Source organism: Corynebacterium singulare (genome assembly GCF_000833575.1).
Lineage (GTDB): Bacteria > Actinomycetota > Actinomycetes > Mycobacteriales > Mycobacteriaceae > Corynebacterium > Corynebacterium singulare.
This window is the reverse complement of the sequence record NZ_CP010827.1, coordinates 677,629-694,389: the sequence shown is the minus strand read 5'-3', so window position 1 is coordinate 694,389 and position 16,761 is coordinate 677,629. Positions and strand designations below refer to the sequence as shown.

Here is a 16,761-nt window from a genome sequence, read left to right as displayed (position 1 = left end):
CTGCGCATGGTGTCGAATGTTAGTCATCTGCTACGTCCGCTTTTCTTTCTTGCGCGATGCCATCCACACCAGGAAAATGATGAGGATAACCAATGCGACGATGCTCAATGCTGCTGTCATCCACCACTGCCAGGGGCTATAGGTCTTAGCGAAGACCTCGCTATCCTTTTCATCTAATGGCACACGCTGTGCGGTGATGAGTAGGCGGTGGGAGTTAACGCCATAGGGAGTACAGGTAATAAGAGTGATCTGATCTCTGCCCACTTCGGGTCCCAGCTTCGAGGTCTCGTTGGGTAGTACAACCTCAATGTCGGATACCTCGTACTTCATCTTCTGGCCAGAAACATCCATATAGACAGCGTCGCCAGTGCCCAAGTCTTTGAGGTTGTCCCACAGGGTGGCACCCGGCAGACCAGTGTGACCGGTCAGAATTGAATGAGTTCCTTCACCGCCTACGGGCAGTGAAGAACCGTACAGGTGGCCAATCCCCCTAGTGAGCGTATCCTCACGGGTTCCGTGGTAAATGGGTAGGTCAGAACTGATGCTAGGGATGACAATGCGTCCCATCGCATCGGTGATATTCAGTTGGTTCAAGTAAGTCTGATAGTCAGGATTGTCCTTTGTGATTCGCGCAAGCCACGGATCCAAAATGGGCATTCCCTGATGCTCGTCATTCCACGCATGCGCATCCGCGATTGCTTTATCGCGTTCCTGCTGCGTGGCTTCACCAATCATCTGGTTAGTGTAGACCTGCGCCTGGCCGGTCTGGTTGTGGTTTTGCAGAAGCGTTCCCACAACCGGGTAAAGCAGCAGCAGGATTCCTGCGAGCGCCAAAAGGAGAGGAACGAGTTTACGCATTTGCCCATCCTTCCGGGGTGAGTGCTGAGTAGGCTCCGACCCCGACTGATTGATGACCGTCATAAACTTCTTTCCTCTCCTTGGCTCAAGCGCCGAAACTCCCTACAAGGCTCGGCGCTTCAGTGCGTCGCTAGTTCGCTTATGCTTCGCGACGACGCAGCACGTAGGTTGCACCACCAGCCAGCACGAGCAGCATCACGCCGCCGGCCAGCAGGTAGAGGACACCCTGGCCACCGGTGAGCGGCAGGTCGAAACCACCGTTGTGCGGGGCGTTGGTGATGTCAAGAGACGTGAGCTCAACCTTGTCGTTGGCAGCCTCGATCTGGAAGAAGACCGGCTCAGCCAGGAGCTCGTGGTCCTTGCCAGTCTGGGTCTCTACAAGGCAGTAGCCGAGGTAAGCGCGCGGGTCGCCGTCCTGGTCCTTGTTGTCGAGCGGCCACGCCTGGTTGTTGACCCAGTTGTTAGCGCGCAGACCCTTGATGGTGGCAACACCGCTAGCATCGGTCTTAGCAGCATCCTTGATCAGAGCCTCAGCGGAGAGGTCTTCCTTGCTGTTGCACTGGTAGACGTCGAATACAACGTTCTCTAGGGCCTTGCCCTCATCGCCGACCTTCTTGATCTGAACGTCACCGTAGTAAGACTTCGGCCACTCGTCCGGGTCGCCCGGCTCGTCAGGGGTGCCCGGCTCCTCCGGCTCACCCGGATCCTCGCCCGGGGTGCCATTATTGGTCTGCTTCACGCCAAGCTTGTTGACGATAGGAGCGGTCGTATCAACACCCTCAGCTGCCTCGATAACGGTGAAGTCGAGGTTGACAACGACCTTGCGAGCGTCATCCGCGTCGAAGGCGTTGACCTTCTTAATGCCCTCTGCGGTGAGAAGAATATCGGTCTGTCCGGAAACGTCGTTTTTAACGGCGTAGTCGTTGACGTCCAGAGTCTCAGTAGACTCAACGCCGTTCTTGTTACCGGTGATGGTGACGGACGTAATCGGCTCGATTGCGTGGGGCTCGAGGCGATCTGCTGGGTAGAAGTCGCGGATCTTGAAACGGGTCAGGTTCTCAAACTTCTGGACCGGGGAGGTTGCCTCGTAGGAAACGGTGTCACCGACCTTCGGCGCCTTCTCGTCGTTGACCTTCTTGGACGGCTTGTTCGGCTCGTCAACCTTCTTGTTCTTCGGGTAGACGTGAACGTCGTAGTTCCACTCGTTCAGGGTCTCCGGGTTGGTCATCGGGACGGTAACCAGGAACGGCTTGGTGGAAATCTCGTGGCCGGCCGGTGCCTTGGTCTCCTCGACGTAGTACACGCCGACCTCGAGGTTATCGAATGCTAGGACACCGTTGGCGTCAGTCTCACCGGTTGCGACGGAGGCTGCTGCAGCACCGAGCTCGGCGATCTTCTCGTCGTTGGTGGTGACCTTGGACAGGTCCTCCCAGCCCTTGTTGGTGGTCAGGTCAAAGCCATCAACGCGCTTGATCTCGAACTCCGCGCCCTTCAGTGCAGTGCCCAGGCCATCGGTATCGCCACGCTCCAGGCCATTGCCTTCCTGGCCCGGCTCGTTGTTGGAGAACTTGTGGATGGTCAGCGTGGACTTCTTGTTCTTGTCAATGGTGCCCGGGTCCTCCGGGGTGTCTGGGGTAGCCGGAGTGGTCGTCTCCTCGGTGCTACCGCCCTTGTTTGCATCCTCAGCAACGGCAGCGCCGACGCCCGGACCGGAGATCACGAGGCCCGTTGCAACTGCTGCAACGAGCGCCTTCTTGAACTTGTTCACATTTCCTCTTTCCGTCAGCCCCGGTCAGCCTTATCACGCCAATAAGTGTGTGGAGTCGGTGGGCGCGATAAGTAAGGGACACTAACTTGCTAGTGCAGGCTCCCAGGGCCTGATAGCTCCCTGAGATAGTGCTGAACGTACCTAGGATTCTGCACACAGTCAATCGCAATATTCCAAGGTTCAACACAGTTTGACAGACATATTGACAGGCTATTCACGGGATTTTCGCACAAAACCCCTCACCAACTGCACTTTTTCATCCACTACCGTCCGGGAAATGTAGACAAAATTCTTTGTACAACTTTTTGGACCGCATATTTATTCATTCAATCGGGTGGTCGGCGCGGGGGTAATTTTTCATTCCTGCAGGGCATATCGTTTTCCATAAGGGCTTCCTATACTGCCATCGTCTGTATAATTTTTATACTATTGAATGATATGTCAACCAGAGAGCCGATTTTCGGGAGGGTTTTTGCAACCCTAGCAGCTCAACCCTGCAATTTATCTAAACTTTTATTAATTGCATCGCTTAACTTGCTCCGGCCCTGACACGGCATGCGCGGCTAGCGCATAAGAGAAAGTGATGGATGGTGGGCAGCGGTCCGCGAATTGCATATATCAAAGGCGCCTTCCCATGCGCAGAGAGGAAGGCGCCTATCAGATGTGTCTAAACACTAATCCCGAAACATGAGTTGCACTTCAACAATGTTGTGATCACTCGGATACTCGTTTCCTGCTTGGTCTGGGATAAGACTTGCAGTTGAACCGATGGGAGTGAAGGCTGGCGAAGTACCACCAAGCTCCGGTGCTGCATACCCCTCCTCCCCTACGACAAGAGCACCACGCGTCAGCGCCGTGTATACATCCAAATTTTTGATGAAGACGAAATCAATTCGGTCACGAGGCTCTTTATCCAAAGGCTCAATAGGCGACCACGTATCACCCCACACTGCGGCGGCATCGGGATAGATAGCGCGGAAAGCATCAGTGAATCCGGCCTTCAACGGCGCATCTGTGGGCAGCCACTGATAATCCGGGAGGTCGCTACGCTGTGTCCAATCGAGAGTGCCCGGACTGTTGAAGTCACCCGCAATGATGACAGGCTCTTCGGGCTCAGCCAGCTGCGCTGTGAGTTCAAGTATCTGGGCAATCTGTTCTTGACGCTGACGCTCCTCCGGTTGGACGTTGATTACTGCTGGGTCTTCGCCGTTCAACGCTGCGTAGGGGCCGTAGTCCCACGGAGCTAGGTGCACGGACCACACCAGCACGCGCCGAGTTTTTTGATGTTCCGTAGGTACCTGGACCCACGCCGCGGTGGCAAAAGGTGCTGTGGGTGTGTCAATGAGGTCCACATCGAAACGTGTAGACACCGCGCAGTCAAAATCCTGTTGTGCATGGCGATACCCTGTCTCAGCAAAGACAGCGCGAGCACAGTCCTTAAAGCATTCCTGGGTACAAATGATATCGGCGCCATGGTTGTTCACCACGTCCACCATTTTGCGGTGTCCATCGTCCACCTTGGTGCCGCCCCACCACAGGTTCCATGTCTGCAGACTAAACATAATTGTCTCCTCGTTAGTTTTACACGGTGAATGTGCGTCTGGACGCGTCAAACCGCACGTCAGCCAGGTTGGTTGCTCGGGCAACAACCAGTTCATCTGGAACTTCATCACCGAGCCCGACAACGCGGCATCCGGCGTCATGAGCGGCACGTGCCCCTACTGCGGAATCTTCAAAAGCTACGACGACACTTGGCCGGTGCCCCATCGCCGCGCATGCTCGTATATAAAGGTCGGGTTCGGGTTTGCCGCATTCCACCTCATCAATAGTGAGGAGATGGCGCATGTGCTTGGCGACGCCCACCCGGCCCAACATCGCCTCCACATCCGCTCGGCGCCCGTTGGTTGCGACCGCGGTGGGGACCACATCATCGAGTGAAGAAAGCAATTCGAGCACGCCGGGCAGGGGCTGTGTGATGGAAGTGAGGGCCTCACTATAACGGCGGTCGATTTCTTTGCACAGCTCATCTTTTCGTTCACCGGTTACCGCAGCTAGCCGTGCCGCGGCTTCCGCTGCGGTAACGCCGCGCATACTGCTGACTTGGTCGGCTCGGAGCTTGCGCTCTGCAAGGAGTTGAGCCATAAGGTCAAGCCAGGTTTGTTCGGAATCGATGAGCGTTCCGTCGCAGTCAAACACCACGGCGGAACAAGCCAGTTCCGCCATTTAGTCACTAACCTCATTGGCGGGGAGGCGGAGCGCAACATCGTCGATAAGCCGCAGAGCAACGCGCGCACCGACCGGCACCTCAGAGGAGTCGCGGGAAGGAATCTGGACGGTCCAGTGTCCACCACGGGCAAAGGGGTGCTGAACGGAGACGCGGATGTGGTCGCCCATGTAAGCGTGATCCGTCACGATGGCGTCGGAGCGGTCGTCCGCGGTCAGCTGCAGGGCTTCCGGACGGATGAAGACAATGTCGTCGCCCTTCTTCGGGTCCATGTCCAGTGGGAGAGCATCCGCTCGGGTCCACGCCTTCGGAACAGAGAACTCATTGATGGTTCCCACGAAGCGAGCCACGAAAGTCGACGCTGGGCGCGAGTACAGCTCCACCGGTGCTGCATGCTGTTCGACGATTCCGCCGTTCAGAACAGCCACCCGGTCCGCAATGACGAGAGCCTCTGCCTGGTCGTGCGTAATAAACAGGGTGGTTGTACCCATGGTCTGCTGGACGCGGCGAATCTCATCACGCAGCTGTGAACGCACAGTGGCGTCGAGCGCGGAGAGGGGTTCATCAAGAAGCAGTACCTGTGGCTCAATCGCCAGTGCGCGGGCAAGTGCCACACGCTGTTGCTGACCACCGGAGAGCTGATCCGGATACCGGTCACCAAAGCCCGGCAGACCACACACTTCCAGCAGCTCGGCGGAGCGACGGTGCGAAGCGGCTTTATCCATCTTGCGGATGCGCAGACCGTACTCAATGTTTTCTGCCACGGTGAGGTTGGGGAACAGTGAGTAGGACTGGAACACCATGCCCATATTGCGCTTGTTGGCAGGGGTGTTCACGATGGATTTTCCACCCACCAGCACGTCACCGGAGTTGGGTGACTCAAAGCCGGCCAGGATGCGCAATGTCGTGGTCTTACCACAGCCGGATGGCCCCAATACCGTGAGCAACTCGCCGGCCTTGATATCCAAGTCCATATCTTTAAGCACGAGCGGGCCGTTGGCGGTGTAGGACTTATTGATGCCTTGGAAGCTCACCGACAACGGTTCAGATTTCGGGGAAATAGGTGCTGGGGTGTGGACGCGGTCGTTCGCGTTCTTTCCACCAGTTTTCGCGGTTGGTGTAGTCATTTTTCTTCCCTTGTCATTGTTAGGACTGTGCAGACGTCGTAGCGGGGACAGCTACGCTTGCGGTCGTGTCGAGGGTTTCTGCCTTCTGAGAGGCCTTCGAACGGCGGGCATTCTGCGCGGACTTCTTTCCGGCGCGCTCAGCAGTCACCATGGCGAGTGCCAGCAGTCCCCACGTGATGAAGTTCGACAGGATGGATAGCGCGATGGAGGCGCGGAAATCGGTGGCGGACAGCGTGGTCATATATACCGGCAAGGTACGGACCGACATCACAGAGGCCACGGTGTACTCCGCAAAGCCCAACGCAAAAGCGAAGAACGCGGAGAACATAATGGAGCCACGGATATTGGGCAGCACAATGGAAAAGAGCGTCTTCCACGTACCGGCGCCGAGGCTTGATGATGCCTCGAAGAACACCTTCAAAGGAATCGAACTCAGCGCTGCATTGATGGAGCGGTACGTAAACGGCAGGCACAACACCACATACGTACCGATGAGCGCGATGGGGAAATCGTTGTTTTGCAGCATCATCGACAACGCGTTGAGCGGGGTGCCGCGGCCTGTGGCGGACATGGTGCGAAGAATCTGCAGCAAGCCCGCCACCAGCGCGATGGCTGGGATGACAAGGGGCAGCGTGCACAGAATCGACAGCGTTCCGCTCAGTTTAGGTGCCCACAGGTGTACGGCCACAACAGCTGGCACCAGGGTGATGACGAGGGTCACGACGGTGGTGAGCGCAATAACGATGGACAGGCCTAGGGAGGAGTAGAAGGTGGGGTCGTTGAACAAGCCTTGGAATCCCGCCAGGGTGAATTGGCCGTTGGCGAAGAAGGCGTAGAGAATCATGGCCAGCTGCGGTGCCACGATGAAGACACCGAGCAGCGCCACTGGGATCCAGGCCAGCGCCTTGCCGGACTTGGTGTTTACTTGAGCCATCGTGCACTCCTTTTCTGCAGGGCGTTGAAGGCCACGAGGGTGATGATTGCGATAACGGTAGTAGTCAGGCCCATGGCCATAGCGATGTGCTCGCCGCCGCTGGTGGCGGAAGCTCCCATCTCTGCGGCAATCTGCAGCACGATGAGCGGGAAAGTACCCGTACCGATGAGCACGGCTGCCGAGGCATGCGTGGCGAAAGCAGCGCCGAACTCCAGAATCCATACGCCAAGGATGGTCGGCGCCAGGATCGGCAGGCCCACGCGCTTCCAGAAGGTCAGCGCCGATCCGCCCAGCGAGGTATTGGCTTCCTTCCAAGAAGTGCGCAGTGCTTTGAGGGAAGGAAGGATAAGCAGCACCACGGTGGGGATGAGGAAGTACTGGTACATGAGAACCAAGCCCTTGATGGAGTATAAGGAGAATCCCTTATCCACGGCCAGGAACAAGGAAATCAAGTAGCCGGTGTTACCGGCCAGCACGATGAAGGAAAAGGCCAGCGGAGCACCACCTGAATTGGATAGCACCGAAGAGATCACTGCGGTGACGGAATCCAGTGCTGGCGACTTGATGTAAGTAATGCACCACGCCACAATGAGCCCGATTACTAGCGCAATGAGAGAAGAAATCAGGGACACCAGAACCGAGTTCCACATTGCGCGCAGGCGGTTACCCTGCATCATGGCCTGGTAGTTTTCCGTGGTCCAGGACCCGTCAGCACCACTTTGTAGCGAGGTGATTGCCATTCCGACGATTGGGATCAGGAAGAAAAGCGTCAGAATAATGCCGAGCGGCAGCAACGTGGCCCATGCGGCCTTCGCAGTAGAGACTTTCTTAGCCTTGCCGGCAGGGGCCGCGTGCTTGGTATCAGCCTGAGTAGTCATAGACTAACCCATGACCTTTCCCCAGCCCTCGACCATGACCGGGTGCAGCTCATCGCGCTGCTCCAGGGACGGTTGCGGGTAATCCTTGCGGGAACCCTCCGGCAGAGCATCAAGCGCTTCCTGGTTCACGGTGCCCGCATCAATCATCGCCTGCAGGCGGACCGGCTTCACAAAGCCCTCGAGCAGCAAGTTCTGACCCTCATCGGAGAAGAGGAACTCGAACCACAGGCGGGCAACGGCTGGGTGCGGAGCGTCATCGTTGATGGAGGCTGCGTAGTAGGAGGAGACGGTCTTCTCGGGCAGAGCGATCTGCAGGTCAACGCCGGACGGCTCGAGGTCACGAGCCATCTGTGCCAACAGGTAGTCCCAGTTGATCACAATCGGAGTTTCATTGGTTTCAACGGTTCCGGCAGAAGCAGCCACCGGAAGGAAGTTACCGGCCTTCTTCAACTCACCGAAGAAATCGATACCTGGCTGGACATCATCCAGGGAACCACCGTTGCCCAGGGATGCAGCCATAACGGTCATAAAACCGGCCTCGCCCGAGGTCGGGTCACCGGCCATGGCGACCTTGCCCTTGTATTCCGGCTTCAGTAGGTCATCCCAATCCTCTGGGCAGACCTCAACCTGGGTTGCATCACAGCCGATGGCCATGTTGCCACCGAGGTGGTTGTACCAGGTGCCGTTTTCAGACTGCTTGTCCTTGTCGATGTCATCAACAGTCTCCGGGGCGTAGGTAGCCAGCAAACCTTCCTCATCGGACTTTTCTGCAAAGCCCACGCCGGTATCCAAGTAATCCAGCGAGTTGTCCTGGCCCTTGCGGTTCTTCACTGCGTTGATGAGATCCTGGGACGCACCGGAGGAGACATCGTTGTTGATCTTGATGTCGTACTTCTCACCGAAAACCTTGAGCAGCTCACCGTAGTTAGCCCAATCTTCGTAGAGGCCCATGGTGTTGAACTCGCCCTCAGCCTGCGCGGCCTCGATAAGGGCGTCCATTCCGCCGCCCTCTTCCAGAGTGGTGGCTTCACGCCACTTGGCGCTTTCCTCGCTCTCCCCCATTGAGGAAGAGCAGGCGGTCATGGTGACAACAGTGAGAGCGGTCAGCGGAACGGCGAGAACGGTGCGAAGTGACTTTTTGAACATGAGAGTAGGTGCTTTCTGTACCGAGGCATTAAAACCTCACTAGTGAACTTTCCAGCGACTACGTAATCAGCCTCTTATGAACACCGGGTTAACTCCACGTGCAAACTTGACCAACAAAAAAGATCCCCGGATTTAACAACCCTCCCCGCCCCCGATGACCTCCATCAGCACGCCCTAAAACAGACCCCAGGGCTACAAATCAAAGTGCTGGTCAGACGTCCAGTTCAACGAGTTACTTGCCTCGGTATTCGACACTGCCAAGGACACCGAATTGGGCAAATACTTATCCTCTGACCGCTCCAATGGCGTGCCAAAGCGGTCACGACTCACGCGTCGATGGACGAGCAGCGGTGTGCCTTCCACCGCTTGCAAAGCCGCCGCCTCCGCTTCCGTCACAGCCCCCACACCAAACACGTGGTCAGCCGCAACGAACTCAACATCCTTCTCTGCTCGCAGAACGTTCGTCACCGACGGCGTATCCTTGGGCAGATCTGCTACGAGGACGCCAATGCTCTGCGGGTAGTGCGTATGCTCCAGCATCACCGGCTCGCCATCAAGAGTGCGCACACGCACTACATTCAGCACCGGTGCGCCTTCCTCCACCCGCAGCAACCGCGCGTCCAACTCACTAGCCTTCACCCAAGACTGCAATAGAACCTCTCCCCCAGGTTCTTTACCCTGGCTATACGCCCACTGCGCAAAGCTACGAAACTCCCCAAACTCCGAGGAACTCCGCGGCGCACGCAACACAATCTTCTTCGCCCCGCGCCGCGCACTGAGCACGCCCTCCTCCACCAGTACCTTCAGGGCCTGACGCATAGTGCCTGGCGCGACTTCAAAGCGCTCCGCCAACGCCGCCTCTGACGGCAGGTAACTGCCCACAGGAAACACCTGCTTATCGATGTCCGAGCGCAGCGCATCCGCAATCTCTGTATAGCGCGGGCGAGGCTTAGGCTGCTGCAAAGTCATTGTGTGGAATTCCTTTCTGGCACTTTACTCACTGTACGTTCCGCGCGATAAGCCGGGAACCAGAATAGACACTGCGCCGCGTACGTGGCAGTCCCCCGCCTATTCTCCAAGGAGTTCGCCGCGCTTGGCCCATTTCTCTCCTACCACCGACGCCACTTCGGGGTGAATTACGGTGGCGGCGGATGATGAGCTTGTTCACAGCCTCCATGTCGATGGAACTATCAGACGGGACCGATAGTGGTTCGAGCAAACGCAGGATTTCTTTAAAGGAATCCTCGCGGCCGTTGTGTGGGGTTGCCGAAACCAGGATGAGCGACTCGGTGGTCGGTGCCAAGGTGCGGGCCAGCTCATTGTTTTGGGAGCCGGCATTAGTGGCGTTATGAATCTCATCAATCACCACCGCATCCCAGCGCACCTTTTCCAACTGCGCGCGGCACTTCGGGGCCTTGAGCGTATCCATGGACACGATGACGCGAGGGAAGTAAGTAAAGGGGTTCTTCGATGCCGGCAGCTTCTGGCGAACCTTCTGAATGCCCTGGCTATCCAGACGGACCAGCGGGATGGCGAAGAGCGTCTACAACTCCTGCTGGAACTGCTCCATAACGTGCTTCGGCGTAACGACGAGGATGCGCTCTCCCCTACCGCGGCGGATGAGCTCCGCCAGGATCATGCCAATCTCCAGTGTCTTACCCAGGCCAACAGCATCTGCGAGCAGCACGCGCGGGCGAATGCGCTCACCTGACAGCGCCGACTTCACCGCAGAGAGCTGATAATCCAGCGGGTCCGCCAGCATCTGTGTAGCCACCTCCAGCTACTTTTGGTACAGCGGCACGGGCGTGCGGCGCAGCGTCGACTCCGACCACAGGCGGGTGTGGCGGAAATGTGAAGACTCATCCGGGGTCACCGTGACATTGGCTGGATCGAAGACCGTAATATCATCGAGCGCCGTGAAGAAGGTGGCTGTGGTATCCCGCACGTAATCACTCACACCACGCGCACGAATGCGGAAACCGTCAGTAGTGCGGGTGACGTTGCTGACCAGCCAGTGCTCGTCACGGCACTCGATGGTCACGCCGGGGTCGAGCTGAGAGAAATCGGAGAGACTCAAGGACTCCAAGGTAGCAGCGGGGGTGGACCTTAGATGACTGATTGTGGGCTCAGTAGTTCGAGAGTCTCCGACAAACTCATTTCCGGCTAAGCCATGGTCCATCACACTTATTCCTTATTCAAGAGTGACCCCCCAACCACGGCATCCAAATGCTCTTGAACTTCTCTCCATGGCGCGTCTAGATCCAGAGCCTTCGCAGCTATACGATGACCTGAAATCGATGCAGAAAAGTCGGGGAAAATTTCCTCGTTAGTCTTTGCGTACAGCAAGAGACCTGAAACCTCGTTTCCACTGGTTCGAGCAAAATTAATCACATAGCTCAGCAACTGGTAGAGATGTCCAGAATGAAGCGTCGCCTTGCCGAAGCGTGACCGCTGCATGGTCTCACCATAATACTTCGCATCGATGACTAGAGCGGATGAACCATTTGCCAGCACCACGTCAGAACGCATGATAGGAAGCTGTTCTTCTCCCTGTACTTCCCCACTCAAATCCCAAGAAATGTGGGGAGAATACGGATTCAATTCCGGATAGTGCCGCTGATAGTAGCGGAGCAGAAACCGCTCATACAGCCTGCTCTCTGCTTCTTCTCCCAACCACGAAGCCAGTGCGATTCCACCTTCGGATTCACGTTGCATGAGTCCTTCAATGACCATCCAACATACTCCGTGCATGAGTTTGTATTCAGTAGTTAGACGTGTGTAGTGCACTTCGCGCCAACGGATTGAACGCGGTGGGATTGATCGGACTTCGAGGAAAAACCGCAGAGTATTCCCGAGCCTGCGCCGACGTTCTCGGTTCAACTCCCCCTCCGCCAGGAGCAATTCCATCACAGATTTGAGAATCCTATTGTGCTGGGTATCAAGCAGATACTCATCAAACTCGCACACAATCGCGCCTCGGCTACGCGCAGCAGTGGTTATCGTGCTTGCAAAATCAATTCGTCCACGTACCGTCCGTAGTTCTTCTTGTACGCGTCGATAGTCGTGATGCAAACCTCGATTAACCTGAGCTTCGATTCCTTGGATGAGGATTTCTGCACACAGCTCGTGAAAGTTTTCAAACTCTTCACCAGAGAATAAAGTAGTTTCTATGCGGCTTATAGAGTCAACGGCATAAGCCAGCATGACATAAATGTTCCGAAGAACAAGCGAACTCTTCGGCTTTGAGGAGCCTGCTGGCACTATTCCACCGCCTCGCGCAGACGACTCGACCACGAATCTACAAGCGCAGGCTCATCAAACCAGTATTCTTCTAGCAGCGGAACGAGGTCATCTTCAACGACTGAGTAAAGCCAATCGTCTTCGGTTTCATCCCCACTAGAGCCTTGGACGACAAAGCTGTGGCCAATCAGAAAACCACGTCCCAACCTCGGATCATCGGCGATTACTTCATTCAGAGCCCTGATTACCTCCACTAGCGCGTCAAGTGATTCGCTTTCTTGTGATTCCTTCCAAGTCTGAAAACCAACAGATTCAAAAGCGGGCGGTATGTTGAAGAATCCAAAGCGCCGGCGCAGAGCATGATCCATTACCGCGAGACTGCGGTCCGCAGTATTCATAGTTCCGATGAGATACACGTTATCGGGAACGCTAAAGATCTCGTCGTTGTAGATAAGCCGAAGTCCTTGTCCACGTTTGTCAGATTCAATGAGCATCAGTAGCTCTCCAAAAATCTTCGATACATTGCCGCGGTTAATCTCATCAATAATGAAGAAGAAATGACGGTCAGGTTCCTCTCGGGCCTTCTCGCAGAAAGCGTAGAACGGCCCGTTCACTAAATCAAAGCCACCATCTTTATTGGGCCTGAAACCCATCATAAAGTCCTCATAGGAATAGCTTTGATGGAACTGAATCTGCTCAATTCGCGAAGAGTCTCTTTCCTCCATATCTGCAAAGGCGATTCGGCGCGCTACATAGGTCTTGCCAACGCCAGGCGGACCGGTCAAGATGACATTCTTCTTGCGACCAATCAAAGACAGCAAACGATCAAACTGGTGCCTGGTAAAGAAAACTTCGTTTAAGAACTCTTTATCCGTGTATGCCTTAACAGAGGAAACGGGACTTAGCTCGTCTTCCGTCTCTACAGCGAACAGGGCATCAAGCTGTTCGATCAAGCCGCGCTTATCGGTGATCCGCGTCAGTGATTTTTGGTTAGCGCTTAAGACAAATTCCCATTCTCCAGTGAACTCCCATTTCACATCACGGACATTCTTAAACGCGCTGCGGCTCTTTTCGTAGCGCGGAGCAGAGGCGACAACGCCTCGTCCGAGAATTTTGTTCTTGCCACGGCGAGCAAAAACAATGTCTCCAACTTGAATCTCACGTTGAAACTCCCAAACGGCCTGTGGCTGGTTGCGAGAGGCTTTTGCAGAGTCTTCCTTCTGCATCTCAGCTTCAATAGCTGCACGATCTGGATATGCACCATAATCCCCTAGACCATCCCAGCCGAGCCCGATGAGCCCCTCACTTTTAAACTCGTCCCATCGTTGCGGGTTATCACCGGGATCGTAGAGCCAATAGTTTCGGCGTTGAGGTTCGTCTGATTCTTCCTCGTTCCACAGAGCCAAGACAGCCGGGGTCCAAAACCCGAACTCGCCCTCGACTTCCTCTGCTATAGACGCTCGGATGGAATACAAGTCACGGTCGATGGCCTGTGGCGTTTCTCCCGATTGACCACCAATCCTCGAGCAGAGCTCACCAACTATTTTTTCCTTCAATCTTTGCGCCGAAATTGCTTCAAAAGCTTCTGGGAACAGCAGGAACTGCATAATGTTCCTGATGTCTGATCGGTCATCAACTGCCAGGTTAAGCATGAAGTCCTGCAGTTTTACTGGATCGCGCAAGATAGCTCTTCGTTCGGATTCAGACTGCTGACGGAATTTCTCTACAAAGCCAGCCATCCATGAAACGTGTCGCCACATTTCTCTATTGAATGCTTGTCCAGCTTTGAGTCCAGCCACACCCGACTTTCTATTGATCCATTCCCACATAATGGGTGGTATCTCTACATCTCTGTTTAAACGGCTGAGAACGAAGTTAATATGCTTGCTTCGAGTCGATGAGCGTGCGTTCAATAGTGCATGCTCACGGAGAAAAACGAGCTCAGCTGCTAAAAGGGTTACTTCTTCCGAAGCCCCTTTTAGCTGCACATCGAGCTTCTGCCATTGAGTCATGCTAGTTCCAACGATCGGGTCCTTGACTAGCCGCTCGCGTACTTCAACAGCAGCTTCCGGCATCCAGATAGTTATTGACGGGTCAATGATAGAGCGCCCTTCACCAACGAGGTTCTCGACAATCGGGGCGATCTCATGAGCAATTCTCAATTCAGCAGACGAGCGCGAGTCCGTAACCTGGGGGTCCAACGCAAACTCACCTAAATTTTCCATACGCCAATTATCCAGTAAAAAACCTTCTGGATTCTAGATTTCCGCCCACCGGGTAGGCGTACAACCAGTTATTGCCCCCTTGGCTTACTCCGGAAAGTCAATCTCATTTCTAGGCGCCATCCAAAATCGTGCATATACTCCTGATGTTCTTGTTGCTCTCTTTCTCTCATGAGGTTTCTGAAATGGGATTCTTCAAAGCTGTTGCTGGATTGCTGGCAATAGTTGGCGTAGGTTACGGCGCGTATTCGGTCCTTGGACCGGATGCGTCCGATGACGTGATTACAGTCCAGAACATCGTCGATGGCGATACAATCGACGTCACTCAAGATGGCACGTCTACGCGCATTCGCCTGCTCAATATTGATACCCCGGAGATGGGCAAAGAGTGCTTGGCCGAGGAAGCTAAGCAGTACCTAGCAGGTCTGCTACCAGTGGACACGGTAGTAACGCTGGAGTACGACGCCGAACGCGAGGACAAATACGGCCGCACATTGGCCGGTGTATTCAAAGAAGGCTCGCTGGTCAACGCTTCCATTGCAGAGGAAGGTCTAGCGATTCCGATGAAGGTGGGCGGTAACACTCGTTTCTTCTCGGAGGTCTCAGCCGCTGCCGACCGAGCCCGTGCTGCAGGCAAGGGAATCAACTCGGCCGGCCCGGAATGCGCCTTCGGTGATGACAGCGCCTACCAGTCCTACCAGGACGCACGCTCCGCCGTGGATGAGGCGCAGCAGTTCCACTTCGATGACATGTGGAACGACGAACAGCTCGACGAGGCTCGTAGCCACGCCTCCCGCCTGGCCACCGCGAAGTTAGCCATAACCAAGCTGGAGAAGGCCATGGCGGAGCAGTCTGAGTTTCAGAGAGAAGCATTTGGTAAGGAACAAGCACAGCTTCTCGACGAACTAAAGAAGGACGCCACTGAGCGAAAAGAGTCCTTGGACCACGAAATTTCCTTTGCCAATGAGGAACGCGAGAAGAAGCAGGCCGAGGAACAAGCTGCGCGCGAAGCTGCAGAGGCCGCGCAACGTGAAGCAGAAGAAGAAGCTCGCCGTGCGGAACAAGAGGCCGCGGAGGCTGCCCGTCGCGCGGAGCAGGCTGCACCCGCCTACCAAGTGCCAGCTGCACCGGCACCCAGCAATCCGGTGGACAACTACACCGGTTGCCGCGCCTACGGTGGCAACTACGCAATGACCAGCGTTGATAATAAGGGACGCCCCTACGCCAAGATTGACTGCACCACACGCGTGCAAATTGGATAGCCTGGGAGCACTGTAGATATCAATGGCAGGACTCCCCATGAATCACGATTACGCCCTCCATACCCAGCGGCTTTCATTGTCGGTGCCTACGGATACCGACATTGATGCCATCTTTGCCATTCACTCGGATGCCCGTACGTACGAGCACCGCCCTGAACTTGCCATGAAGACTAGAGAAGAAGCTGTGGAGTTAGCTCGCGCATGGCAAGCCAATTGGCGTGAGAACCAGCTGGGCTACTACGTGGTATCCACGCTTGATGGCACTACTATTGGGTTCACTGGTGTGCGCCATAGCGAAGAGGCCGGTAAAGAAGTACTCAACCTCTACTACCGCTTCGCACCAGAATCGCAAGGGCAAGGCTATGCGAAGGAGGCCGCAGCCGCTGCGATTGCCAGTGCACGCGAGCGTTTCCCGCAGCTCCCTGTCGTTGCCATCATCGATCCAACCAACGAGGCGTCGATTGCCCTAGCGTTGAAGCTCGGACTGCAACATGTCCCCGGCGCAGGAGTAGCGGATGACTACGAGGTGTACCGCCTTTCCTAGGTTTCGGCGTCCCACGCCTCCAGCCCCTTAACCGGGTACCGCCCGTCAACGGTGAAACGCTGGCACACCACCTGTGTGCCATCGTTGATGTCTATCTCTCCGATGTATTCAACAAACTCAGGTGAGCTCCAGAACTGCTCATGCCCGGCGCGCCATTCGTTGGCATCGGCGTAGCCCTCGCCCTCGGCGATGGCGTGCTCGTCGCTGACGTCTGCGAGCTGGCAGACCTGGACCTCGGTGGTGCGGATGACGCAGACCACGTTGTCGTGTGAATCAAGTACGGCCTCAAGAGTGCCCACACCCTCGCGCGGGTCGTGGTCGCGCGGGTGCTCAACCAGTAAGGATGCCGTAGTGGTTTTCGTGCCGTTCAGAATGGCGGTAACGAGAGCGTCGCGGAGCGGCCCCGGAAAGGCAAACTCGCCTCGGGGCAATGTTGATATGGGTTCTATGGAGTCCTGAGCCATACGTTTACACTACGTGTCTCATCAATACTGTTGACCAAGCACATGCTCGGTTGCTGTTTCGTCCGACTGGCTGTTCGAACCCCATGCTCGAATC

Annotated in this window: 14 protein-coding genes and 1 pseudogene; 2 read left to right on the top strand and 13 right to left on the bottom strand. The window is 55.8% G+C overall.

Translation table 11 applies throughout. The features are described from left to right. Positions 1-30 precede the first annotated feature (30 nt). The 12 genes and pseudogenes from CSING_RS03275 to CSING_RS12990 form a co-directional block, all read right to left on the bottom strand. Positions 31-858, bottom strand: a complete 828-nt coding sequence (locus CSING_RS03275) for a class C sortase (protein ID WP_236684019.1) — start codon at positions 856-858, stop codon at positions 31-33. A 139-nt stretch (positions 859-997) separates the two neighbouring features. Next, the gene (locus tag CSING_RS03270; protein WP_042529669.1) at positions 998-2,626 is read right to left on the bottom strand and encodes a SpaH/EbpB family LPXTG-anchored major pilin; all 1,629 of its coding nucleotides are present in this window, start codon (positions 2,624-2,626) and stop codon (positions 998-1,000) included. Between the two features lie 674 nt (positions 2,627-3,300). After that, positions 3,301-4,188, bottom strand: a complete 888-nt coding sequence (locus CSING_RS03265; RefSeq protein WP_042529667.1) for an endonuclease/exonuclease/phosphatase family protein — start codon at positions 4,186-4,188, stop codon at positions 3,301-3,303. 19 nt (positions 4,189-4,207) lie between these two features. Continuing rightward, positions 4,208-4,849 carry an HAD family hydrolase gene (locus CSING_RS12995; protein WP_052471372.1) on the bottom strand — a complete coding sequence of 214 codons (642 nt, stop codon included), beginning with the start codon at positions 4,847-4,849 and terminating at the stop codon, positions 4,208-4,210. Then, positions 4,850-5,977 (bottom strand): ABC transporter ATP-binding protein, encoded by a 1,128-nt coding sequence (locus tag CSING_RS03255; RefSeq protein ID WP_084226151.1) that lies wholly within the window; start codon positions 5,975-5,977, stop codon positions 4,850-4,852. 19 nt (positions 5,978-5,996) lie between these two features. Next, entirely contained in the window at positions 5,997-6,911 is a 915-nt protein-coding gene (locus CSING_RS03250) for an ABC transporter permease (RefSeq protein WP_042529665.1), read from the bottom strand. After that, positions 6,899-7,789 (bottom strand): ABC transporter permease, encoded by an 891-nt coding sequence (locus CSING_RS03245; protein ID WP_042529663.1) that lies wholly within the window; start codon positions 7,787-7,789, stop codon positions 6,899-6,901. The genes CSING_RS03250 and CSING_RS03245 overlap by 13 nt, the downstream gene beginning before the upstream one ends. Before the next feature lie 3 nt (positions 7,790-7,792). Further along, a complete protein-coding gene (locus CSING_RS03240; protein ID WP_042529661.1) occupies positions 7,793-8,935 on the bottom strand; it encodes an extracellular solute-binding protein in 1,143 nt (380 codons plus the stop codon). A gap of 192 nt (positions 8,936-9,127) precedes the next feature. Next, complete coding sequence (locus CSING_RS03235) at positions 9,128-9,904, bottom strand: GntR family transcriptional regulator (protein ID WP_042529658.1); 777 nt, start codon at positions 9,902-9,904, stop codon at positions 9,128-9,130. Between the two features lie 114 nt (positions 9,905-10,018). Then, positions 10,019-11,021: pseudogene (locus CSING_RS03230) on the bottom strand (DEAD/DEAH box helicase); the annotation flags it as partial. A gap of 98 nt (positions 11,022-11,119) precedes the next feature. Beyond that, the gene (locus tag CSING_RS03225) at positions 11,120-12,139 is read right to left on the bottom strand and encodes a 5-methylcytosine restriction system specificity protein McrC (RefSeq protein ID WP_042533079.1); all 1,020 of its coding nucleotides are present in this window, start codon (positions 12,137-12,139) and stop codon (positions 11,120-11,122) included. A 56-nt stretch (positions 12,140-12,195) separates the two neighbouring features. After that, positions 12,196-14,400, bottom strand: a complete 2,205-nt coding sequence (locus tag CSING_RS12990; protein ID WP_052471370.1) for an AAA family ATPase — start codon at positions 14,398-14,400, stop codon at positions 12,196-12,198. Positions 14,401-14,582: 182 nt separating this feature from the next. Here CSING_RS12990 and CSING_RS03215 point away from each other — a divergent pair, with 182 nt between their 5' ends. After that, positions 14,583-15,659, top strand: coding sequence for a thermonuclease family protein (locus CSING_RS03215; RefSeq protein ID WP_042533075.1), 1,077 nt, complete (start codon positions 14,583-14,585; stop codon positions 15,657-15,659). A 22-nt stretch (positions 15,660-15,681) separates the two neighbouring features. Then, positions 15,682-16,203, top strand: a complete 522-nt coding sequence (locus CSING_RS03210) for a GNAT family N-acetyltransferase (RefSeq protein WP_236684017.1) — start codon at positions 15,682-15,684, stop codon at positions 16,201-16,203. Here CSING_RS03210 and CSING_RS03205 read toward each other — a convergent pair. After that, positions 16,200-16,667, bottom strand: a complete 468-nt coding sequence (locus CSING_RS03205; protein WP_042529653.1) for an ASCH domain-containing protein — start codon at positions 16,665-16,667, stop codon at positions 16,200-16,202. The two genes, CSING_RS03210 and CSING_RS03205, sit on opposite strands and share 4 nt — an antisense overlap. Positions 16,668-16,761: the final 94 nt, after the last annotated feature.

Bases quoted from the DNA above. Each gene is read 5' to 3' on its own strand.
- CSING_RS03245 (WP_042529663.1), bottom strand. From the start codon at position 7,789: ATGACTACTCAGGCTGATACCAAGCACGCGGCCCCTGCCGGCAAGGCT.
- CSING_RS03250 (WP_042529665.1), bottom strand. From the start codon at position 6,911: ATGGCTCAAGTAAACACCAAGTCCGGCAAGGCGCTGGCCTGGATCCCA.
- CSING_RS03255 (WP_084226151.1), bottom strand. From the start codon at position 5,977: ATGACTACACCAACCGCGAAAACTGGTGGAAAGAACGCGAACGACCGC.
- CSING_RS12990 (WP_052471370.1), bottom strand. From the start codon at position 14,400: ATGGAAAATTTAGGTGAGTTTGCGTTGGACCCCCAGGTTACGGACTCG.
- CSING_RS03265 (WP_042529667.1), bottom strand. From the start codon at position 4,188: ATGTTTAGTCTGCAGACATGGAACCTGTGGTGGGGCGGCACCAAGGTG.
- CSING_RS03210 (WP_236684017.1), top strand. From the start codon at position 15,682: ATGGCAGGACTCCCCATGAATCACGATTACGCCCTCCATACCCAGCGG.
- CSING_RS03215 (WP_042533075.1), top strand. From the start codon at position 14,583: ATGGGATTCTTCAAAGCTGTTGCTGGATTGCTGGCAATAGTTGGCGTA.
- CSING_RS03235 (WP_042529658.1), bottom strand. From the start codon at position 9,904: ATGACTTTGCAGCAGCCTAAGCCTCGCCCGCGCTATACAGAGATTGCG.
- CSING_RS12995 (WP_052471372.1), bottom strand. From the start codon at position 4,849: ATGGCGGAACTGGCTTGTTCCGCCGTGGTGTTTGACTGCGACGGAACG.
- CSING_RS03240 (WP_042529661.1), bottom strand. From the start codon at position 8,935: ATGTTCAAAAAGTCACTTCGCACCGTTCTCGCCGTTCCGCTGACCGCT.
- CSING_RS03275 (WP_236684019.1), bottom strand. From the start codon at position 858: ATGCGTAAACTCGTTCCTCTCCTTTTGGCGCTCGCAGGAATCCTGCTG.
- CSING_RS03225 (WP_042533079.1), bottom strand. From the start codon at position 12,139: ATGCTGGCTTATGCCGTTGACTCTATAAGCCGCATAGAAACTACTTTA.
- CSING_RS03205 (WP_042529653.1), bottom strand. From the start codon at position 16,667: ATGGCTCAGGACTCCATAGAACCCATATCAACATTGCCCCGAGGCGAG.